The 23,148-nt window shown below is 62.0% G+C and carries 10 protein-coding genes and 1 CRISPR repeat array (1 of these 11 only partly in view); all 10 genes read left to right on the forward strand.

Going from position 1 to position 23,148, the window contains the following annotated elements:
* Positions 1–163 precede the first annotated feature (163 nt).
* Positions 164–694, forward strand: coding sequence for a hypoxanthine phosphoribosyltransferase (hpt, locus tag ACYOEI_RS27825; RefSeq protein ID WP_462852916.1), 531 nt, complete (start codon positions 164–166; stop codon positions 692–694).
* Positions 695–946: 252 nt separating this feature from the next.
* Positions 947–2,131 (forward strand): glycosyltransferase family 4 protein, encoded by a 1,185-nt coding sequence (locus tag ACYOEI_RS27830; protein ID WP_462852917.1) that lies wholly within the window; start codon positions 947–949, stop codon positions 2,129–2,131.
* 99 nt (positions 2,132–2,230) lie between these two features.
* Entirely contained in the window at positions 2,231–3,349 is a 1,119-nt protein-coding gene (locus ACYOEI_RS27835) for a glycosyltransferase (protein ID WP_462852918.1), read from the forward strand.
* Positions 3,350–3,882: 533 nt separating this feature from the next.
* Positions 3,883–4,827, forward strand: a complete 945-nt coding sequence (locus ACYOEI_RS27840; RefSeq protein ID WP_462852919.1) for an alpha/beta hydrolase family protein — start codon at positions 3,883–3,885, stop codon at positions 4,825–4,827.
* Between the two features lie 372 nt (positions 4,828–5,199).
* Complete coding sequence (locus ACYOEI_RS27845; protein ID WP_462852920.1) at positions 5,200–7,620, forward strand: beta strand repeat-containing protein; 2,421 nt, start codon at positions 5,200–5,202, stop codon at positions 7,618–7,620.
* A 295-nt stretch (positions 7,621–7,915) separates the two neighbouring features.
* Positions 7,916–8,413 (forward strand): DinB family protein, encoded by a 498-nt coding sequence (locus ACYOEI_RS27850; RefSeq protein WP_462852921.1) that lies wholly within the window; start codon positions 7,916–7,918, stop codon positions 8,411–8,413.
* A gap of 407 nt (positions 8,414–8,820) precedes the next feature.
* Positions 8,821–9,036 (forward strand): VOC family protein, encoded by a 216-nt coding sequence (locus ACYOEI_RS27855; RefSeq protein WP_462852955.1) that lies wholly within the window; start codon positions 8,821–8,823, stop codon positions 9,034–9,036.
* Positions 9,037–9,323: 287 nt separating this feature from the next.
* The gene (locus tag ACYOEI_RS27860; protein ID WP_462852922.1) at positions 9,324–10,250 is read left to right on the forward strand and encodes an FAD binding domain-containing protein; all 927 of its coding nucleotides are present in this window, start codon (positions 9,324–9,326) and stop codon (positions 10,248–10,250) included.
* A 22-nt stretch (positions 10,251–10,272) separates the two neighbouring features.
* Positions 10,273–10,773 carry a (2Fe-2S)-binding protein gene (locus ACYOEI_RS27865; RefSeq protein ID WP_462852923.1) on the forward strand — a complete coding sequence of 167 codons (501 nt, stop codon included), beginning with the start codon at positions 10,273–10,275 and terminating at the stop codon, positions 10,771–10,773.
* On the forward strand, positions 10,770–13,103 hold the full coding sequence (locus ACYOEI_RS27870) for a xanthine dehydrogenase family protein molybdopterin-binding subunit (protein ID WP_462852924.1): 2,334 nt from the start codon (positions 10,770–10,772) through the stop codon (positions 13,101–13,103). The genes ACYOEI_RS27865 and ACYOEI_RS27870 overlap by 4 nt, the downstream gene beginning before the upstream one ends.
* A gap of 107 nt (positions 13,104–13,210) precedes the next feature.
* Positions 13,211–23,148: a CRISPR direct-repeat array (repeat unit 37 nt; unit sequence GTTTCAATCCTTGTTGTGATGGACCTTTCCGCTCAAC); it runs 620 nt beyond the window's last position.

Consider the following 23,148-nt stretch of genomic DNA (forward strand, 5'->3'; position numbering starts at 1 on the left):
ACACGGCCCGATCTCTTGGCAGCGACCGCACGGTTCGGACATGATGGGACGAGGACGCGTCGGGCGTTCGGCGGACCTCGAGAGTCACCTCGCCCGGCGGCCCCTCTTGCGGAGGGCGACCCGAACGTCGCCCGACGCCCCAACCGATAGGGCTCCTCGCCACGTGGACGTCTTGCTCAACCAGGCCGAGATCCAGGATCGGGTCCGCGAGCTCGGGCGGCAGATCGAGGCCGACTACCAGGGCCACCCCCTGACGATCGTCGCCGTCCTGACCGGAAGCCTGATCTTCCTCGCCGACCTGATCCGGCAGATCCAGCTCCCGCTCCGCGTCGCACTCCTGCAAGCCAGCAGCTACCGGGGGACGACGACCGTCGCCGGGAGCCTGACGATCAACGAGTCGTTCGTCCTCGACGTCGCCGGCCGCCACGTCCTGCTGCTCGACGACATCCTCGACACCGGCCACACCCTGGCCACCCTCGTGGAGCGGATGTCCGAGCGAGGCGCCTTGAGCGTCCGGACCGCCGTCTTGCTGCGGAAGATCGGCCGCCAGGAGGTCCACCTCGAGCCCGACTACTGCGGGTTCCCCATCCCGGACGCTTTCGTCGTCGGCTACGGCCTGGACTACAACGACGACTACCGACACCTCCCCCACGTCGCGATCCTCCCTTCGGGGGACGAAGGCCATTCGCCGTAGAACGATTCGCAGATGTTTGCCCCCTCTCGCGGGGCACTCCTGCCCCGCGAGAGAAGGCAGGGAGAGGACACACCGTCGAGACAGAGCCCGTCTGCAAGCCGGCCGCAACCCGCTCTAGCCACTCCGTGATCCCGGCCGACCGGGCCTTCGCCCCGGTCAATGATCCGCCGACACGACCGGAACCGAGCCCTTTTGAGGATTGAGGACCAGCCCCGTGAATACCTCCGACCACGGCCGACTGCCGTCGCCGTCATGAGGCTGGCCCTGGTCACCCGGCGCTTCCCGCCGCTCATCGGGGGGGCCGAGAAGGTCCTGAGCTATCTCGCCCCGGCCCTGGCCGCCGAAGGGGCCGAGGTCTCGGTGTTGACCTCACACGCCCCCGGCCTCGACCTCCCCGAGCTCGAGGAGGTCTCCGTCCCGGCAGGGCGGCTCGAGATCGTCCGCCTGGCGACCTCGTCGCTCCGCTTCGCCGGCACCTGGCTCTACATGCGGAACCTCCGCCGCTGGTTCGCGCGACACCCGACCGACCTGGCGTACGTCTCGATGCTCAAGCACGACGCGTACGTCGCCGTCGGGGCCGGGCGGAGCTTCGGCTTCCCGGTGGTGCTCCGCCCCGAGGGGGCCGGAGAGACCGGCGACCTCGCCTGGCAGTCCTGGGGCCGTTTCGGCCGCTCGATCGGCCGGCGCTGCCAGAGGTCCGACGCGGTCGTCTCGATCTCGAGGGCGATCACCGCCGAGCTCCTCGCCGCCGGCTACGACGCGAGCCGGATCCACGAGCTCCCCAACGGGGTCCCGATCCCCAAAACCCCCTGGCGGCCCCGTCCCGACTGGCGCGAGGCCCCGCGTGCCGTCTTCCTTGGCCGGCTCGCCCCCGAAAAAAGCCTGCACACCCTGGTCGAGGCCTGGCCCGACGTCCGCGCCCAGCATCCCGGGGCCCGCCTGACGCTCGTGGGCGAAGGCCCCGAGCGCCCCGCCCTCGAAGCCCTCGTCGCCCGCCTCGGCCTGGGCTCCGACGGTGCCGTCACGATGCCGGGCGCGTCTTCCGACCCGCTCAGCGTCCTCCGCGACGCGGACCTCTTCATCCTCCCCTCGCACGAGGAAGGGATGAGCATCGCCCTGCTCGAGGCGATGGCCCTGGGCATGCCCCTCGTCGCCTCGTCGATCCCCGGCAACCGCCGCCTCGTCCCCGACTACGTCCGGGGCCGCCTCACCCCCCCCGACCACCCCCGCGTCCTCGCCCGCACCATCCTCGAACAATGGGCCGACCCCGACCGCGCCATCCACATGGCCCGCGCCGCCCGACGACACGTCGAACAACACTACTCCATCGCGGCGATCGCCAGGCGACACCTGGAGCTCTTTCGCTCGGTGGCGGGGAAAACGGGGGGAGTGTTCACCACGAACGCACAAAGACACAAAGGAAAACAACAAGATTAAAATGGTTAAAAATTACGAAATCAATCTCCTCTCTTGTTTTCCTTTGTATCTTTGTGCCTTCGTGGTGAACACCCCTTCCTCTCCCTGAGCCCCCGAATCATGCTAAACGTCCTCCAAATCATCCCCACCCTGGATCGTTCGGGGGCCGAGAAGCAGATGGTGTTGTTGGCCAAAGGGCTGCCTCGGGACCGGTTCCGGGTCGAGGTGGCGGCGTTGACGCGGCTCGGGCCGTTGGAGGGCGAGCTGCGTGAGGCGGGGATCCCGGTATTTCGGATCGGCAAGCGCTGGAAGCTCGACCCATTCGCGATCGGCCGGCTTATCAAGTTCATGAAGGCGAAGCGGTTCGACGTGGTGCAGACCTGGATCTTCGCCGCCAACACCTACGGCCGGATCGCGGCGAAGGCGGCCGGAGTGCCGGTCGTGGTGACGGCCGAGATGGCCGTCGACTTGTGGAAGGGCAGGGGCCAGCTGGAGGTCGACCGGCGCCTCGCCCGTTGGACCGACCGAGTCGTGGGGAACTCGCAGGCGGTCGTCGACTTCTATCGCAAGGCGGGCCTGCCCGAGTCGTGCCTGGCGATGATCCCCTCGGGGATCGCCGTGGAGGACCCGCCGACGGTCGACCCGGCCGCGATCCGGGTCGAATTGGGCCTCGCCCCCGACGCCCCGCTCGTCCTCTTCGCCGGCCGGCTCGCCCCCCAGAAAGGCGTGGCCGACCTGCTCGCGGCGCTCGACCTGCTCCAGCACGTCCGGCCCGACATCCAGACCCTGATCGTGGGCGACGGCCCGCTCCGCGACCAGCTCGAGGAAACCGCCGAGGCGTTCGACCTCACGCGCCGGGTCCATTTCCTCGGCCACCGCGACGACGTCCCCCGCCTCCTCGCCGCCGCCGACCTCCTCGTCCTGCCCAGCCTATATGAGGGCCTGCCGAACGTCGTGCTCGAGGCGATGTGTTATTCCAAGCCCGTCGTCGCCACCGCCGCGCCTGGCACGACCGAGGTCGTCGCCGACGGCCGGACGGGCCTCCTCGTCCCCCTCCGCAACGCCCCCGCCCTCGCGCAAGCGATCCGGACCGTCCTCGAAGACCCGGCTCTCGCCCAACGCCTCGGCGCCGCCGGCCGCGACCGCGTCGTCTCCGAGTTCCCGGTCGACACCATGATCGACCGCTTCGCCACCCTCTACGAACAACTCGCCGCCGCCAAGCACTCCACAGCGTCATAACGATATCCCGAAACCAAATTGGCTCATGGGGCGAGATTGGTGCCGAAGCCATCCCGTGGGGTGGGCATTGCCCACCGGGCTTTCCCGGTGACGATCGAGAGCAGGAAAGTCATCAACCCGCTCTGCCCGCAATCCGATGGCGAGTGACGCCTACTGGGCCTCCCGTAATGCTGGTGGGCAGTGCCCACCCTACAAGGAGCTCAGCACGGATTTCGCGTGTGGGCGAGACCCGGCCGACGACGTCAGGCTCGGGCGTAGGGCTCGTCGATGACAGTTCTGACAGCCCGTGCTGGGATCCGCTTCCGACCTGGTATCGAGGCATCGGGCCAGGCCCGGTCCGCACATGATCCGAAGACGGAACCCGTCACGCCCATGCACAAGCCTTCAACATCAATGAGTCACCAGGAGCCAACCCGGAGTCGGAGGAACCAGGAGCCGAAGCCGAACACGGACGGACAGGCGCGGGCTTCGCTTGCATTTGATATCGTAGGAGTCGCCGTTCGATCGAGACAGGGCAGTGGCAGGGGGGTCTTGTGAAACAGCTCATCGCGATCTCAATGGTCTGGATCCTACTTGGACTTGCCGGCTGCGGTCGGAACTCGGCCTCCGAAGGGTCGGCCGCGAAAGGCTCCACGCTGGTCGAGGCCCGTCAGGGCCACCGGACCGAGCCATCCGCGCAGCAGTCCAAGGCCGGGCCGGTGCCGACGCCGCCGGCCGAGGTCTTCCGAGCGATCCGCTACGACACCCCGGCCGGCAAGCTCGCCGCGTACCTCTCGCCGGACCCGGGCGACGGCAAGAAACACCCGGCGATCGTCTGGATCACCGGGGGAGACTGCAACTCCATCGGCGAGGTCTGGGAGGACGCGCCGAAGGAGAACGACCAGACCGCCGGCGCCTACCGCAAGGCCGGCATCGTGATGATGCTCCCCTCGCTCCGCGGGGGTAATGATAACCCCGGCCTGCGCGAGGGCTTCTTCGGCGAGGTTGACGACGTGATCGCCGCCGCGGAGTACCTCACCCATGAGCCCTACGTCGACGCGAGCCGGATCTACCTCGGCGGCCACAGCACCGGCGGGACCCTGGCGATGCTCGTCGCCGAGTCCAGCGAACGCTTCCGCGCCGTCTTCGCGTTCGGCCCCGCCGCCGACGTGGGGAGCTACGAGCCCGTCTTCCTCCCCTTCAACGTCTCCGACCCCAAAGAGCTCGCGCTGCGGTCCCCAGGCCGCTGGCTCGATTCGGTGCGCCGGCCCTTGTTCGTGATCGAGGGGACCGATTCGCCCAGCAACCTGTCGGCGCTCCAGACGATGGAACGGATCTCGACGAACCCCCTGGTCCATTTCGTGTCCGTCCACAACACCAGCCACTTCAGCGTCCTCGCCCCCGTGAATGAGGTCCTCGCGTCCAAGATCCTCCGCGACGAAGGCCTCGACTCGAAGCTCTCGCTCACCGAGTCCGACCTCCCGACCGTCCAACCCTGACCGCACGCCCCGAGGCTTCCAAGCAAGGCCTTCGCCCTCCCTTGAACCCGGCGACGCGTCGTCCCGCGTCCCGTCGCCCGGCTCCCTTCCAGGCCCCGCGCCCTCGCCGGCCACCAAGCACATTCGGCCACGCGCGAAAGGGCAAGGATCGCAAGGCCACATCCATATTCGTGCCGCCGGAAACTCGTGATGTGGGCTCGCCCGCCATTCCCGTCACGCAGGAAATCGCCGTGACCTCGAATCCGTCACATGACGCAAGTTAACGAATTCCCTAAATTTATCCATTTTTCCACTTGCGTAAAATTTCGGTGCTAGGCTTGCCCCGCAGGGTCGTGTCAAACGCTAACGATTTATCCTCGTAAGAGATCTCCAATGTTCAAGCCGACGTGCCATCGCACCGTCTCCGATCGGCGTTCGCATATGAGTAGCCGCCGCGCGACGCGAGCGAGCAAGGCGCGGCCCTCCATCGAGTCGATGGAGGCGCGATTGGTCCTGTCGACGTTCACGGTGACGAACCTGAACGACGCCGGCGCAGGATCGCTTCGCGCGGCCATCACGGGCGCCAACGGCGCCGCCGGCGCCGACGTGATCAACTTCAGCGTGGCGGGCACGATCTCGCTGACGACCGGCGCCCTGCCCGCGATCACCGGCCAGGTGAACATCGACGGCACCTCGGCCCCGGGCTTCGCCGGCCGGCCGGTGGTGGAGGTCGATTACAACAACTTCGCCGGCCTCGAGTTCGACTCCGGCTCGGCCGGGTCCGCGTTGCGATCGCTGTCGCTGGTGGATGCCTCGGGCGCGGGGGTGACCCTGAATGACCGCAGCAACCTGATCGTCGGCAACACCATCGGCCTCGGGCTGGACGGCTCGACCGTGATCGGCAACCGGGGGGATGGCCTGGTCATCAACTCCACCTCCGACCACAACGTCATCGGCACCACCTCGACACTCGTCCCCGGCATCACGACCAACGCCATCTCCGTCGCCTCGAACGTGATCTCGGGCAACGCTGGTAACGGCATCGCCGTCCACGGCTCGAACAGCAACCTGATCGTCGCCAACTACGTCGGGACCGACGCGACCGGGACGCTCGCCCGCGGCAACGCCGGCAGCGGGATCGTGCTGGACGGCGCGTCCGGCCTGAACGCGATCGGCGGCACGATCACCTTCAACAACGCGAGCGGGACCGTGCCCGACTCGAACCTGGTCTCCGGCAACGGCGGCAACGGGATCCTCCTCACCGGCCTGGGCACGACCGGGAACCTCATCGCCTCCAACTTCGTCGGCACGACGGTCACCGGCACCGCGGCCCTGGGCAACACCCAGGACGGCGTGGCAATCCTCAACGGCGCCAACGGCAACCTCGTGGCCGGCACCACCCTGGGCCAGGACCCGTTCGTCTTCGCCAACGTCATCAGCGGCAATGGCGGGAACGGGATCCGCATCAGCAATGCAAACAACAATACGGTCCATGCCAACTACCTCGGCGTGGGCATCGACAACAAGACGCCCATCGGCAATACCCTCGACGGCATCCTCGTCGCGGGGACGTCGGCCAACACCCAGTTCGGCGGCGTGATCCCGCTCGGCAACGTGAGCGCGGCCAACGGGCAGAACGGCGTCGAGATCCGCGACTCGGCCAGCGGCACGGTGGTCTTTAACACCTTCGGCGGCCTGGCCGCGTTCCAGAACTACACCAACCTCGGCAACGGCAACGACGGGGTGCTGATCACCTCGACCGGATCGGGCAACGTCATCCGGACGAACGTCCTCGCCAACAACCACAACAACGGCCTCGAGATCACCGGCAACGCCCAGGGCGTGCAGGTCACCGAGGACATCATCGGCCTGAACACGAGCGGCCAGTCCGCCATGCCGAACGGGAACAACGGCATCCTGATCGGCGGGAACGCCCACGACAACGTGATCGGCGGGTTCCAGCCCTCCGTCATCCCGCGCAGCACCATCTCGGGGAACCTGGGCAACGGCATCGCCATCGTCGACAATGCCCACGACAACCGGATCCTCCACACCGACGTCGGCACGAACGTCCTGGGGACGGTCGCCATCCCCAACGGTGGCACCGGGATCTACCTGGGCGGAAACTCGTACAACACCACGATCGGCGGGACCGACCAGGTCCTGGCCGTCCTGGTCAGCGGCAACACCGGCAACGGCATCGAGCTGGGCGCCGGGACGCACGGCAACACCGTGACCGGCAACATGATCGGCACCGACCGGACCGGCACGGTCGCCCTCAAGAACGGCGGCAACGGCATCTACGTCGCCGGCAGCTCCAACAACGTGATCGGCGGCCTCGGCACCGGCGCGGGCAACGTCATCGCCTTCAACACCGGCGCCGGCGTCTTCATCGCCTCCGGGACGGGCGACGCGATCCTCGGGAATTCGATCGACAAGAACCAGGGGGCCGGCATCGTCCTCCAGCCGGGGGCCAACAACAACCAGGCCGCCCCGCTGCTGACCCACATCAGGCGGGGACGCCGACTGACGACGATCGCCGGCAGGCTCTTCAGCACGCCGAACTCGATCTTCCACCTCGAATTCTTCGCCAACGGCGCCTTGAGCACCTTGGGACGCCCCCAAGGCCATACCTTCCTCGGCTCGTTGAGCGTCATGACCAACGCCCGAGGCGTCGCGCGGATCCGGTTCTCCCTGGCGACCCCCCAACAACTGGCCCTCTACACCGCGACCGCGACCGATGCGGCCAACAACACGTCGACGTTCTCGGAAGGGGTCCCGGTGCGATTCCTCAAGCCGGCCTCGACCCGATAAGCTCGCACTCGGCCGTCGGGGACACCCGGCGGGACCCTCCGCCCGAGCGGCCCGTCCCCGCCGTCACAAGTCCAAAGGGCCTCCCGACCGCGGCGTCGGGAGGCCCATCCCCACTCCCACCCCGCCGGCTCCTGCGCCCACCTCAAGGGCCACCCGCCCCGAAGCAGATCGCCCGCTCCCGGAAAGTCCAAACATCCTTCCCGAAAATAGTGTACAGACGTTGACAATCGGCCGATACTTGGTTTCAATCCACGGTCGCGGTCCGAGGATCTCGTCACTGTTCCGGGAGAATGCCATGACGCACGCCGAAATCTTGCTATCCGACTTCGATCAAGAGGCTGCGAACACGCGTAAGGTGCTCGAGCGGATCCCCGCCGACAAGCTCGAATGGAAGGCGCTTCCGAAGTCGCACACGATCGGCTGGAACGCCAACCACATGGCGGACATCCCCCACTGGCTCGTCGAGATCCTGACGAAGCCGTCGCTGGACATCGCCCCGGTCGGGGGCACGCCCTATGCGTCGCCGGTGCTGACCAGCCCCGAGGAAATCGTCGCTCTGTTCGACCGCAACATCGAGGACGCCCGCAAGGCCATCGCGGGGGCCAAGGACGAAGAGATGAGCGACCCGTGGACGCTCTCGCACGGCGGCCACCCGGTCTTCACTCATCCGCGATCCTCCGTAGCCCGTTCGATCTTGAACCACCTGATGCACCACCGCGCCCACCTCCTGGTCTACCTCCGCATGAACGACGTCCCGGTCCCCGGCATGTACGGCCCTTCGGGCGACGAGTAACCCCAAATCGCGGGCGGCCGAGCCAAGAAGTCCAAAGGGCTTCACTCCCTCCCCGCGGCCGCCCCTCCCTTTTTCTCACGATCAAAGCCCCCCTCCACGGAGCGACCGATGCCGATCCATCGGTTGGGATGCACACGGAAGGTCGTCTCCGTCACTCGAGAGCGGAGGCGAAAACGGGGACTGGCTCCGCAGCGCAGGTGCCAGTCCCCGTTTTCGCCGTGTCCCCGTTTTCGCCGCAGCGGACGGCGACGGCCCGGAAAATGGGGACAGGCACCCGGCCTCGAGGTCCCTCCGCGAAGAGCCCAGCCTGATCCTGCCGGGAGCCAGTCCCCGTTTTCCTCCGACGTGCGCAACGCATGTGAGATCCGCTCTATGTCTCCCCCACCGACCCCAAGGCCCAGCTCACCATCCTCCGGGCCGACGAAACCGCCCCCCTCCAACCCGCCGTCTCCATCGAAGTCGACGACGTCGACCGCCTCCACGCCCACGCCGCCACCCCCGGCCTCCGCGTCGTCTACCCCGTCACCGACGAACCCTGGGGCGTCCGCCGATTCTGGGTCGAAGACCCGAACGGCGTGGTCATCAATATCCTGGGCCACCAGCCCAGCTCCGACGACGAGTAACCGACCCTGCCCGAACGACCGCCTGTCATCTCTCGGTAAGGGAACCAAACGCTACAAAGCCCAAGACACTCATTTAATCAACTTCTATATTTCATTTTATTAATTATCCGTGTTTCATCCGTGGCTGATTCCAGCCCGTTCGCGAGTCGCTCCCCCGAGTTTCCAGTGTCTCGCGCGATCCGACTGCCGGCTTGCCCGCTTGGCTCCGGCCGTGTTTCTTATTAAGAGAGATTGCGTCGGCCCAGGGCGCGACCTTGAAGTCAGAGCCGCCGGATTGAGGCATTCCGATGCAATCCCGACGAGACTTTCTACGCATCAGCGGAGTCGCAGCGACGCTGGCCAATGGCGCGAGTTATGGCGGCGAAGCGAACGACGAGATCGACTGGAACCTCGGTTTCTTCCAGCCAGGACGACTCGAAACGGCCCTGGCGATCCGGGAACGGCTGGGCGGGGAAGTCATCCCGGTTGCGGGCGGAACCCTCGTCGGTCGCCTGCTGCAGTCGGGAGAGCTCGGCGGCCGCCGCTTGCTGGACCTCACTCGAATCGACGGTATTTCGTCGATAACAAAGCAAGAAGACACCTATACCATCTTCCCAGGAGTCTCGTTCCGGACGCTCGAGGAGGAAGCTCCTCTCGGCGCCCTTGCCAAGGCCGCCCGCGGCGTGGGCGGCCCGGCGATTCGCAATCGTGCGACGCTGGGGGGCAACCTGGTCGCGGCGAGCCCGGAGGGAGACGGTTGCGTCGCGACCCTCGCGATCCCGAGCCGGGTCGAGCTGCGCAGCCTGACGCACGGGCCCCGGATGGTGACCATCGATGACTTCTTCGGCGCCGAGGAGGGGAAGACCGTGCTCGGCTCGGACGAGCTCTTGACGAAGATCGTCGTGCCAAAAGGCTGGAGGAGCGTGTGGTCCGAGGTCGGGATCCGCACGGGGGCGAGCCATAGCCTCGTGTGCTCGGCCATCGGCCAGGCCCCGAGCGGGGAAGTCAGGATCGCCCTGGGGGGAGCCGGCCCAAGCGTACGACGTGCGAAGGGGGCCGAGGCGGAAATCGCCAGGGGCGAATTGGGCGACGCGGCGATCAAGCGCGCCACCGACGCCCTCGCCTCCGAGATCCATCCCGTCGACGACTGGCGGGCCTCCGCCGACTACCGACGGGCGATGTGCGTAGTCATGGTCCGGCGACTCTTGCTCAGTCTGCGGGCGAAGAATGCGTGATGGCTTCCTGCCGGAGACCACGATGGCCACCAAGTCGTTCGCCAAGACCGCCACGGTTTCTCTCACGATCAACACGCACGCGTATCATCTGGAAGTCCGGTATGACGAGACCTTGCTCTCGGTGATCCGAGACCGCCTCCTGCTGACCGGGACCAAGGCCGCCTGCTTGCAGGGCGAGTGCGGATCATGTGCGGTCCTCGTCGACGGCAAGCTGACCAACACCTGCCTCGTCCCCGCACTCCAGGCCGAGGGCTGGAGCATGGAGACCGTCGAAGGCTTCGCCTCCGACCCTCTCGGCAAGGCCACCCAGGACGCCTTCCTCGCCGAGGGCGCCTGCCAGTGCGGATATTGCATCCCGGGGATGCTCGCCGCGGCCCGTTCGATCCTCGCGGGCACACCGTCTCCGTCATCGGATCGCATCCGCGACGACCTGGAAGGGAACCTGTGTCGATGTACCGGATACACGGCCATCCGCCGCGCCATCGAGTCGGCCCGTAACGCCCCACAGGAAAAACCCTCGTGAGCGACGATCGCACCCCGCCCCAGCCCCCCGCCGTGGAGCCTCTCGAAACCCCGTTCCGAGAGGTCCTCCAGGGACCGGTCGGCGCGTCGGTCATCCGCGTCGACGGGCCGGCGAAGGTGACCGGCGCGGCCCTCTACGGCGGGGACCTGATCACCCAGCGTGCCGACGTGTTCGTGAGCGTCGTGAGATCGGCCGAGCCCCACGCGGCCTTGACGGGTATCGACACTTCGGCGGCCTTGAAGAGCCCCGGAGTCCTCGGAGTCTACACCGCGGCCGACGTCAAAGGGACGAATCGACAAGGGTTGATCATCCGCGATCAGCCCGTCCTGGCCACCGACACAGTCAAGTACCGAGGCGACGCCGTCGCCCTCGTGACGGCCACGACCGAGAACGCGGCACGGGCGGCCGTTGCCCTGGTCAAAGTGGGCTACAAGCCCCTCCCGGTCGTCACCAACATCGACGAGGCGCTCGCTCCCGGAGCCCCCCCGGTCCACGAGAACGGCAACCTGGTTGGTGGGAAGCGCATCCGCCGAGGCAACGCCGAGGCGGAGCTCCAGACATGCCCGATCGTGATCCGGGAGACGTTCCACACCCAGACGGTCGATCACGCCTTCCTCGATCTCGAAGCCGGCACGGCGCTCTGGGACGGAAGTGTCCTCACCCTCCGCACCTCGGGCCAGTGGGTCCACGAAGAGCAGAGGTTGACGGCCCTCGCCCTCGGGCTCCCGATCGAGGCCGTACGAATCATCGCGCCGGCGACCGGTGGGGCCTTCGGCGGCCGCGAAGACCTCGGGATCCAGACCCTGCTCGGCCTGGCGGCCCTCTGCCACCCCGATCGCGTCGTGGCCCTTCGCCTCACCCGGGAAGAATCGATGCGATCCCGCCATAAGAGACATCCGATCCGAATCGACTACACCCTCGGCTCGAGCGCCGATGGACGGATTCGCGCCGCGAAGATTGTGATCTTTTCGGAGGAGGGGCCTTACGCTTCCACCGGGATGGCCGTGATGCGGAAGGCGGCCAGCCATTGCACCGGCCCTTACCTCGTGCCGAACGTGCATTGCGACGTCTTCGGTGTTTATACGAACAACAATCCGAAGGGCGCGATGCGAGGGTTCGGGGCGGTGCAGATGGCCGTCGCCTACGAGGGGATGCTCGACCGCCTCGCCCGGAAGGTCGGGGTGAGCAAGCAGGAGATCCGTCAGCGCAACCTCATCCGGGACGGCGATCCGGTCACGACCGGCCAGAGGGTCGGCGTGAGCTCCGCGCGCGAGTGCCTCGCCGCGGCCATCGACCGCCTCCATGCGCCGGAAGCGCCGGCGGCTCGTCCGCTGGAGCCTCACGAGAGCCGGGGTGTCGGCATCAGCACGATCTGCTTCGGCCTCGGCTATGGGGACGGCTTTCCGGACGCAAGCCGGGCCCGGGTGGCCGTCGAGGCCGACGACCGAGTCCGGGTGTACACGGGGGCGATCGATTACGGCCAGGGGATCATGACGGCCGCCGCCCAGATCGTCGCCGAGGAGCTTGGCCTGGAGATCGGGAGGGTCGACGTCGTGAGTGCCGACACCGCCCGGACCCCCGAAGCGGGCTCGACCTCGGCCTCGCGGCAGACCTACTTCACGGGCAACGCCATCCGCCTCGCCGCGGCGGAACTGCGGTCGACGCTCCTCGACGTGGCCGGCGCGATCGTCCGTCACCATCCGAATGAGTTGCGCCTGACGGCCGGCTTTTTGGTCGGTCGCTATAACGCCAACGTCAAAGTCCCGCTTCGCGACCTCTTCACGGAAGCCCGAAAACGAGGATACAAGTTGGAGGGCTACGGGGTGTTCAAGCCCCGAACGGTCTGCGAAGACTTCTCGAACGGCCAATCCCCGCTCGCCTTCGCCACCTACCTCTTTGCCGCCCATATCTGCCAGGTCGTCGTGGACCGCGAAACCGGCCAGACCACGGTCGAGCGTCTGATCGCCTGCCACGACGTCGGCAAGGCGATCAACCCCCAAACCGTCCACGGCCAGATCAGCGGCGGTGCCGCCCAGGGCGTCGGAATGGCCCTCATGGAAGAGGTCGTCATGAACCGCGGCGTCATGCAGTCGACCAACTTCCGCGACTACCTCCTCCCGACGGCCCGGGATCTCCCCATGATCGAGTCGATCCTGATCGAGCGCGATGACCCGACCGGCCCATTCGGCGCCCACGGCGTGGGCGAACCCCCCGTCATCGCGTCCGTGCCGGCTGTCCTCTCCGCCATCGAAGATGCCATCGACGTCGCGCCGGCCTCGACCCCGTGTACTCCGGAAAGTGTCTGGCGGTTGATTCGCTCGAAGGCATAAGGTCGCCGACAACTCCGTCAAAGCTGTCATAATTTCGGTCAGAGTCGTATTGAACCCTTCCGCTCAACTCCCGAACGCGATCGCCGCGGGGCGGCGTCAGCACTCGGGCCTCATTCCTTGTTGTGATGGACCCTTCCGCTCAACATGAGGCCCTTGCAACGCGGGCACTGGCGGGCGGCGTGTTTCAATCCTTGTTGTGATGGACCTTTCCGCTCAACAAGACCACAAGGTCGACGTCGCCGCGTTCAAAGAAGGTTTCAATCCTTGTTGTGATGGACCTTTCCGCTCAACAGGTTTGCTCGGAATGCGGAGCGCCATCCCCCGGATCGCTCGAGATGATTTCAATCCTTGTTGTGATGGACCTTTCCGCTCAACGACCTGGCCGCGTTCGAGGACCTCGAGCGAGTTTGTGTTTCAATCCTTGTTGTGATGGACCTTTCTGCTCAACTGGATGAAGGCGAGGCTGCGGGATACGGACTCGAGCCGGTTTCAATCCTTGTTGTGATGGACCTTTCCGCTCAACCCCGGCCTCGGACGCGATCCCCGGCTGGACGACGACGTTTCAATCCTTGTTGTGATGGACCTTTCCGCTCAACTTGGAAACCCGAGGTCGCCGATTCCTTGTCACCTGAGTTTCAATCCTTGTTGTGATGGACCTTTACGCTCAACCTCGGCGTCGACCTGGTCGTCAGCAAGAGGCGGGCGGGTTTCAATCCTTGTTGTGATGGACCTTTCCGCTCAACGCGGGACTTACACCCAGTATTGGTCAGCCCGGATCGTGTTTCAATCCTTGTTGTGATGGACTTTTCCGCTCAACCCCATGACGCCAGAGCTGACCGAGTGCCATCCACACCGTTTCAATCCTTGTTGTGATGGACCTTTCCGCTCAACCAGGACGCCGTCATCGTCGCCTTCGAAGGTCACATCTCGTTTCAATCCTTGTTGTGATGGACCTTTCCGCTCAACTTCGCAAGAATCTTCCCGCCCCAATCTTCACACTTATGTTTCAATCCTTGTTGTGATGGACCTTTCCGCTCAACGTTTGGGCCTTTCGATGTTCCCCGCATTGCTCCTAGGTTTCAATCCTTGTTGTGATGGACCTTTCCGCTCAACACCGTGGCGGTCCCGGCTTATGATCTGGCCGTCACGAAGTTTCAATCCTTGTTGTGATGGACCTTTCCGCTCAACCTTATAAGGTGTGGGTTCGCTGGGTGGGTGCAGATGTTTCAATCCTTGTTGTGATGGACCTTTCCGCTCAACTATCGAAGGCCATCGCGAGAGGGTACGCCTCGGGGGGGGGGTTCGATCCTTGTTGTGATGGACCTTTCCGCTCAACCCGTCCAGGGGCCTCGGCGCTTCTGGCCTGGAAACACCGTTTCAATCCTTGTTGTGATGGACCTTTCCGCTCAAAAGGGGATCCAAGAGAAGAAACCGGGGTTGTTATTATGTTTCAATCCTTGTTGTGATGGACCTTTCCGCTCAACAGGAAGGAGAGGATCTATGCTCGTGCGAGCTGACGAAGTTTCAATCCTTGTTGTGATGGCCCTTTCCGCTCAACCCGAATCGCCACCGATCTCGAGGCCGCATGCTAGGCGTTTCAATCCTTGTTGTGATGGACCTTTCCGCTCAACGCTTACGGCCTTGACGGCGAGGGTTCGGCCGCCGAGCTGTTTCAATCCTTGTTGTGATGGACCTTTCCGCTCAACTTCTCGGTGATCCGGAATCCCATCAAGAAGCAAATCTAGTTTCAATTCTTGTTGTGATGGACCTTTCCGCTCAACCAGTCGGCCGACGGCTCGACCACGTCGTTCAACGACTTGTTTCAATCCTTGTTGTGATGGACCTTTCCGCTCAACCTGGTCGGGTCGCTCGACTGGCGGTTCCCCTCCGGCGCGTTTCAATCCTTGTTGTGATGGACCTTTCCGCTCAACGATGTCCGAAATCACCGCCTACCTGCCGCGTCACGTGTTTCAATCCTTGTTGTGATGGACCTTTCCGCTCAACACCAGGGGACGAACCTGAACTTCTCGAAGGTCACGTTGTTTCAATCCTTGTTGTGATGGACCTTTCCGCTCAACTAGCTCGGTGGCCGTGTGCTCCCCGATGATCTTCGGGTTTCAATCCTTGTTGTGATGGACCTTTCCGCTCAACGGGATACTTCGCGAATCCCCTTTCGGCGGACGTCACGTTTCAATCCTTGTTGTGATGGACCTTTCCGCTCAACCTCTGGGACGTCGATGGGACGACGCTTCCTGAGAAGGTTTCAATCCTTGTTGTGATGGACCTTTCCGCTCAACCCCGCAGAGGCATCCCATGTATCGAAGCCGAACTCGGTTTCAATCCTTGTTGTGATGGACCTTTCCGCTCAACAAGATCATCACGGTGCCGGTCGGCTCGTGATAGGCGCGGGTTTCAATCCTTGTTGTGATGGACCTTTCCGCTCAACCCACATAGGTTGCCCGGAACCCTTGGGACTTGAAGAAGTTTCAATCCTTGTTGTGATGGACCTTTCCGCTCAACATCGCGAGCCGCCGCTTGGCCTCGTGGGGCGGGAGGTTTCAATCCTTGTTGTGATGGACCTTTCCGTTCAACGTGGTCGCTCCTGTGACGCCCGCCGCCGGCTCGTTTCTGTTTCAATCCTTGTTGTGATGGACCTTTCCGCTCAACCGTTGGGCCCATCCTGATCCACGCGGGCGCCTCCCGGTTTCAATCCTTGTTGTGATGGACCTTTCCGCTCAACATGTTCGCCATCCTCTAAATGTCGTCTGGCCACAGGGTTTCAATCCTTGTTGTGATGGACCTTTCCGCTCAACGATCGGGCTCGTTCTCGTTGGCCTGAAAGATGGCGGGTTTCAATCCTTGTTGTGATGGACCTTTCCGCTCAACCATCGTGATCGCGAGCGTTAAGATAGCCCCCCAAATGTTTCAATCCTTGTTGTGATGGACCTTTCCGCTCAACCACATCCCGCCCACCACCTCCCATCCCCAAGGCACGTGTTTCAATCCTTGTTGTGATGGACCTTTCCGCTCAACTTCCTCTCGGGGTGCGACGCCGTCACGGCGGCCAGGCTGTTTCAATCCTTGTTGTGATGGACCTTTCCGCTCAACCTGGCCGCGCTCGGCATCGACTTCCGCCAGGAGCAGGAGTTTCAATCCTTGTTGTGATGGACCTTTCCGCTCAACGGCGAAGCCCCACTCGCGGGTCATGTCGGCGAGGCGGTGTTTCAATCCTTGTTGTGATGGACCTTTCCGCTCAACTCCCGCGCGGCCCGCGACTACCTCCGCGGCACGTGTTTCAATCCTTGTTGTGATGGACCTTTCCGCTCAACTCGTCCCCGAAGACGGCGCATTGCACGAACTCACGGTGTTTCAATCCTTGTTGTGATGGACCTTTCCGCTCAACACGACAACGACTCGATCGTCGATGCCGATGCGGTCGCGTTTCAATCCTTGTTGTGATGGACCTTTCCGCTCAACATCCTACTCGGCGTCATCGCCGTCATCTTGGTGATGTTTCAATCCTTGTTGTGATGGACCTTTCCGCTCAACTAGCACGGGGGCCACCGTCTACCAGATGAAGAGTTTGTTTCAATCCTTGTTGTGATGGACCTTTCCGCTCAACCCTCAACCGGGCCTTTCCTGTACCGCGTGATCACGGAGTTTCAATCCTTGTTGTGATGGACCTTTCCGCTCAACGCTTTACCCCCCGATCGGTGCCCCCCCGAACGGTGGGGTTTCAATCCTTGTTGTGATGGACCTTTCCGCTCAACCCGGGGACCTCATCGCGAATTCGTGCGGGATCCCCTTGTTTCAATCCTTGTTGTGATGGACCTTTCCGCTCAACCACGTCAAGGGCAGCGACCGTTTCGACCGGATCTTGTTTCAATCCTTGTTGTGATGGACCTTTCCGCTCAACACGTCACGACCCCCGGCGCGTTCCCGCTCGCGATGTTTCAATCCTTGTTGTGATGGACCTTTCCGCTCAACGGGATCGGCGGGCGCGCCGTCAGCTTCGCGGCGATGTTTCAATCCTTGTTGTGATGGACCTTTCCGCTCAACCGGAGCCAGTCGCATCCGCACAGGAACAATCAACGCGTTTCAATCCTTGTTGTGATGGACCTTTCCGCTCAACCGCCGTCATCGGGGACCACGCCGAGTACTCCTCGATGTTTCAATCCTTGTTGTGATGGACCTTTCCGCTCAACGGCCACGGCGACGACGTACTACGTCGGGAAGACGGGGTTTCAACCCTTGTTGTGATGGACCTTTCCGCTCAACAGGTCCCGGTCCCGGCCGTCACCCCCCCGGCCCCCGCGGTTTCAATCCTTGTTGTGATGGACCTTTCCGCTCAACAGCTTGGTGAAGAGCTTGGCGGGATCTTCGAGGATGCGTTTCAATCCTTGTTGTGATGGACCTTTCCGCTCAACCTGCGTGATCTCGTCGATCTTGGCGAACGGGATGTAGTTTCAATCCTTGTTGTGATGGACCTTTCCGCTCAACGGGCCATCCTTGGCGCGGCATCGCCCTCCCCACATACAGTTTCAATCCTTGTTGTGATGGACCTTTCCGCTCAACCAGTTCGAAGCGAGTGGCCGCAACCGCAGCGATGATGTTTCAATCCTTGTTGTGATGGACCTTTCCGCTCAACGCCGATGGTCGATCTCCATCCGGAAGAACGGATACGTGTTTCAATCCTTGTTGTGATGGACCTTTCCGCTCAACATCCGCCCAGGCCGACGAGCCGCCGAGTAGTGCAGCGTTTCAATCCTTGTTGTGATGGACCTTTCCGCTCAACCTTGCCCCGTTTCCTCTTCGGCCATGCCCGGATCTTGTTTCAATCCTTGTTGTGATGGACCTTTCCGCTCAACCGTTTCCCCCACCCCCCTTATACTGGTTCATGCCATGTTTCAATCCTTGTTGTGATGGACCTTTCCGCTCAACTCCCGCTCAGCGGGGCCAAGACCTACCTCGCGGGTGGTTTCAATCCTTGTTGTGATGGACCTTTCCGCTCAACCTGACGGTTCTTCCGGTCGACCTCGTCGAGGTCGCGGGGTTTCAATCCTTGTTGTGATGGACCTTTCCGCTCAACCACGCCAGCATCGCGATCGGAGCCGATAGGCAGCTTCGTTTCAATCCTTGTTGTGATGGACCTTTCCGCTCAACAACTTCCAGGTATACGGGTCCGGCGGTGTCGCCAACGTTTCAATCCTTGTTGTGATGGACCTTTCCGCTCAACGCTTCCTCCTGATCGGCGGATGGTGCAAAGCCTACCGGTTTCAATCCTTGTTGTGATGGACCTTTCCGCTCAACGAGGCCTCGCCGGCGACCGGCGGCCTCACGCTGAAGGTTTCAATCCTTGTTGTGATGGACCTTTCCGCTCAACCCCTCCAGATCACCGTGCCGTCGTGTCCGTCTGGGGCGTGGTTTCAATCCTTGTTGTGATGGACCTTTCCGCTCAACGCGAGCTGGGAATTTGGCGGGGCAAGGCTTGGCGGGGGTTTCAATCCTTGTTGTGATGGACCTTTCCGCTCAACTTGGTGTAAAAAGATAGGCTCGGGAAACTGAGAGAGTTTCAATCCTTGTTGTGATGGACCTTTCCGCTCAACGCGGTCCGGTTCGCCTCGGCCGCGTCGACGCCCTTGGCAAGGTTTCAATCCTTGTTGTGATGGACCTTTCCGCTCAACACGTGATTGAGACTCTGGGTCGTCTCACCTCAAGCCAGGTTTCAATCCTTGTTGTGATGGACCTTTCCGCTCAACCCGCCGACCTCCGCGGGAGCACGGCGGGGGGTAACGTCGACATGTTTCAATCCTTGTTGTGATGGACCTTTCCGCTCAACCACACCGGGTTGTCGTCGACCAGATATCCCCCTTGGAGTTTCAATCCTTGTTGTGATGGACCTTTCCGCTCAACCTCGACTGGCTCCCCTACATCTACGGGAAGTCGATGTTTCAATCCTTGTTGTGATGGACCTTTCCGCTCAACGTCGAACATGTTCTTGATCGTGATGGCGAAGTTGTGTTTCAATCCTTGTTGTGATGGACCTTTCCGCTCAACCCCTCGGCCTGGACGGCGGAGGGAGGGGTGGGATGATTGTTTCAATCCTTGTTGTGATGGACCTTTCCGCTCAACCGGTCTCACCGCTCAGGATGTCGGCGAGCGTGACGCCGTTTCAATCCTTGTTGTGATGGACCTTTCCGCTCAACATGTTGGCCCGATGGGGACGCTTCGGTCCGGGAACGGGTTTCAATCCTTGTTGTGATGGACCTTTCCGCTCAACATGTCGACGATACGCTCCATGCTTGCTCCCCTAACAGTTTCAATCCTTGTTGTGATGGACCTTTCCGCTCAACTTCGTCTCGACGCCGAGGGTAGGGACCGCGCCGCGGTTTCAATCCTTGTTGTGATGGACCTTTCCGCTCAACCGTCACAATCGACGCTCCGACGCCGGGGAGCCATTGCAGTTTCAATCCTTGTTGTGATGGACCTTTCCGCTCAACACGGCGAGCCAGCCGTTCACGTCTGTCCTTGTCGCGAGGTTTCAATCCTTGTTGTGATGGACCTTTCCGCTCAACTCGCTCGGCCCATCGGCGGAGATGCCGTGGCTCGATGCCGCAGAGCTTGGGTTTCAATCCTTGTTGTGATGGACCTTTCCGCTCAACTGGAGCGGCCGAGCATCTCGACGCCATTCTCGAGGAGTTTCAATCCTTGTTGTGATGGACCTTTCCGCTCAACCTGGCTGAACTTGGCCTCGACCACCAGCCGCATCCGGGGTTTCAATCCTTGTTGTGATGGACCTTTCCGCTCAACTCCTTTTGACATCTGTCTCCTCGCGTTCTCGAGGGGTGTTTCAATCCTTGTTGTGATGGACCTTTCCGCTCAACCCCCGATGGTCGGGGGTCTGAGCCCAGGCGAGCGACGGCATGTTTCAATCCTTGTTGTGATGGACCTTTCCGCTCAACCGGATCACCCAGAGGGCCGTCGACCGGCTCAATCAGGTGTTTCAATCCTTGTTGTGATGGACCTTTCCGCTCAACTCCAGGCCAGGGCCGGCCGTGACGTTGAGGGCTTGCTGTTTCAATCCTTGTTGTGATGGACCTTTCCGCTCAACATAACTACTTCCTGCCGTGGCCCCAGTACATCCCAGGGTTTCAATCCTTGTTGTGATGGACCTTTCCGCTCAACCGGAGTGGAAGGACCTGCCCCGCCGCATCGTGCCGGGGTTTCAATCCTTGTTGTGATGGACCTTTCCGCTCAACGGCAGGTCGGACACTCGCTCGTCCCGATCACCCCGGGGTTTCAATCCTTGTTGTGATGGACCTTTCCGCTCAACTTGAGGGGCACGTGATCCGAAGGGGGGCTGGACTATGTTTCAATCCTTGTTGTGATGGACCTTTCCGCTCAACATCGTGGCCGTCCCCCTTGCCCCGGTTCCTGAACCTGGTTTCAATCCTTGTTGTGATGGACCTTTCCGCTCAACCGACAGCTCGAGCTGTGGGGGCACCAGGCATGACGATGTTTCAATCCTTGTTGTGATGGACCTTTCCGCTCAACCGGGCCAAGATCCTCGAGGAGGCTGAGACTGCGGTTGGGGTTTCAATCCTTGTTGTGATGGACCTTTCCGCTCAACTCTCGGGGACCTGCCCGGTCTCGAACATCCTCCTGAGGTTTCAATCCTTGTTGTGATGGACCTTTCCGCTCAACTCGTGTCCGTCGTCCGGTTCGATCACATCATCAGGATGTTTCAATCCTTGTTGTGATGGACCTTTCCGCTCAACGCGTGAAGTGCTCCAGCATCTCGGCGTCTCGCATCTAGTTTCAATCCTTGTTGTGATGGACCTTTCCGCTCAACCACCGCCTGACGAGGAGCTCCGATGGCCGACCTACTGTTTCAATCCTTGTTGTGATGGACCTTTCCGCTCAACAAGTTCCAGCACAACTCGGTCTCGGCCTCGGCCGACGCGTTTCAATCCTTGTTGTGATGGACCTTTCCGCTCAACGACCTTCGCCCTCGAGCCGATCATGCTCGACGAGGCGTTTCAATCCTTGTTGTGATGGACCTTTCCGCTCAACAACAGTCGCTCGGGGGCGCCTTCCAACCCGCGATTGAGTTTCAATCCTTGTTGTGATGGACCTTTCCGCTCAACGACTTCATGCCGGGACGACGGACGGCGACCGCCAAGGTTTCAATCCTTGTTGTGATGGACCTTTCCGCTCAACACCTCGACCTGTCCGGCTACAACGCCCCGATCCTGTTTCAATCCTTGTTGTGATGGACCTTTCCGCTCAACCCGCACGTCCCCCATCGGGGGCAGGCGTGCCCGGTGTGGTTTCAATCCTTGTTGTGATGGACCTTTCCGCTCAACCGGTCCCAACTCCAGGGTCTCCGCTACACCCAAGGCCCGTTTCAATCCTTGTTGTGATGGACCTTTCCGCTCAACAAGAAGCCCTCCGTCGAGTGTTGAGTCACGCATGACGGTTTCAATCCTTGTTGTGATGGACCTTTCCGCTCAACTACATCGCCGATTACCTCGAAGCCTTCGGGGCCACCCAGTTTCAATCCTTGTTGTGATGGACCTTTCCGCTCAACGAACCAACGCCTGCTCGGCGAGGCCACCCGGAAGAAGCTGTTTCAATCCTTGTTGTGATGGACCTTTCCGCTCAACCCAAGCATCTCCCGGTCAGTGTCCCCCAGCGGCAATGTTTCAATCCTTGTTGTGATGGACCTTTCCGCTCAACCCGTGCGGCGGGTTGGCCCTCGACGGAACGCAGACCTGGGTTTCAATCCTTGTTGTGATGGACCTTTCCGCTCAACCGGGGCGTGGCGCCCGTCCCGCCGCCGCTCGTGATGTGTTTCAATCCTTGTTGTGATGGACCTTTCCGCTCAACACGCCTGGAAGGAAGCGATCGGCAAGGACCTCCAGGAGTTTCAATCCTTGTTGTGATGGACCTTTCCGCTCAACTTCCGTGAAGACGGCTGTTGCCTCCGTGCCTCCGAAGTTTCAATCCTTGTTGTGATGGACCTTTCCGCTCAACAGGTTCAGGAAGACGACCCCCCAAACCAGCGACACCATGTTTCAATCCTTGTTGTGATGGACCTTTCCGCTCAACGAAGGCGTGGAATACGCTCCCGTCCACGATCCCCGGGTTTCAATCCTTGTTGTGATGGACCTTTCCGCTCAACTCGTCGATCGAGGAGGAGGATCCTTCGGTGAGAAAGGGTTTCAATCCTTGTTGTGATGGACCTTTCCGCTCAACCGTCGATCGAGGAGGAGGATCCTTCGGTGAGAAAGGGTTTCAATCCTTGTTGTGATGGACCTTTCCGCTCAACAGCGAGGCCTACCTCAGCGGGGCCGACCTCAGCGAGGCGTTTCAATCCTTGTTGTGATGGACCTTTCCGCTCAACGTCGAAGGGGATGCCGCTCTCGAGCGGAATGTCCCGTTTCAATCCTTGTTGTGATGGACCTTTCCGCTCAACGAGGCTCCACTCCTTCAGCTATCAGCAGGACAGGCTGTTTCAATCCTTGTTGTGATGGACCTTTCCGCTCAACTCCTGGACGAACTGAAGAACTTCCACAAGGAGGCGATGTTTCAATCCTTGTTGTGATGGACCTTTCCGCTCAACAGCAGCCAGCGGGTTCAGCTCGACCGACGGCTTCTAGTTTCAATCCTTGTTGTGATGGACCTTTCCGCTCAACACGCCGAAGAAGGCGGCCCCGAATGCCTCGGTGGCAAGGCGTTTCAATCCTTGTTGTGATGGACCTTTCCGCTCAACGGCGCGATCCAGGAAGCCGAGGTCTTGAAGCCCGATGGGTTTCAATCCTTGTTGTGATGGACCTTTCCGCTCAACCTGATCTTCAGTGGGTACTTGAACGGGCTCTATATGTTTCAATCCTTGTTGTGATGGACCTTTCCGCTCAACGTCGACCAGTGGCCGCGGGGCAGCCGGCCGAAATGGGGTTTCAATCCTTGTTGTGATGGACCTTTCCGCTCAACTGGACGAGCGCTACACCAAGCCCCAGGCCGGCGACATGTTTCAATCCTT

The sequence above is a fragment of the Singulisphaera rosea genome, assembly GCF_054877945.1.

Bases quoted from the DNA above. Each gene is read 5' to 3' on its own strand.
- ACYOEI_RS27830 (WP_462852917.1), top strand. From the start codon at position 947: ATGAGGCTGGCCCTGGTCACCCGGCGCTTCCCGCCGCTCATCGGGGGG.
- ACYOEI_RS27835 (WP_462852918.1), top strand. From the start codon at position 2,231: ATGCTAAACGTCCTCCAAATCATCCCCACCCTGGATCGTTCGGGGGCC.
- ACYOEI_RS27845 (WP_462852920.1), top strand. From the start codon at position 5,200: ATGTTCAAGCCGACGTGCCATCGCACCGTCTCCGATCGGCGTTCGCAT.
- ACYOEI_RS27850 (WP_462852921.1), top strand. From the start codon at position 7,916: ATGACGCACGCCGAAATCTTGCTATCCGACTTCGATCAAGAGGCTGCG.
- ACYOEI_RS27860 (WP_462852922.1), top strand. From the start codon at position 9,324: ATGCAATCCCGACGAGACTTTCTACGCATCAGCGGAGTCGCAGCGACG.
- ACYOEI_RS27865 (WP_462852923.1), top strand. From the start codon at position 10,273: ATGGCCACCAAGTCGTTCGCCAAGACCGCCACGGTTTCTCTCACGATC.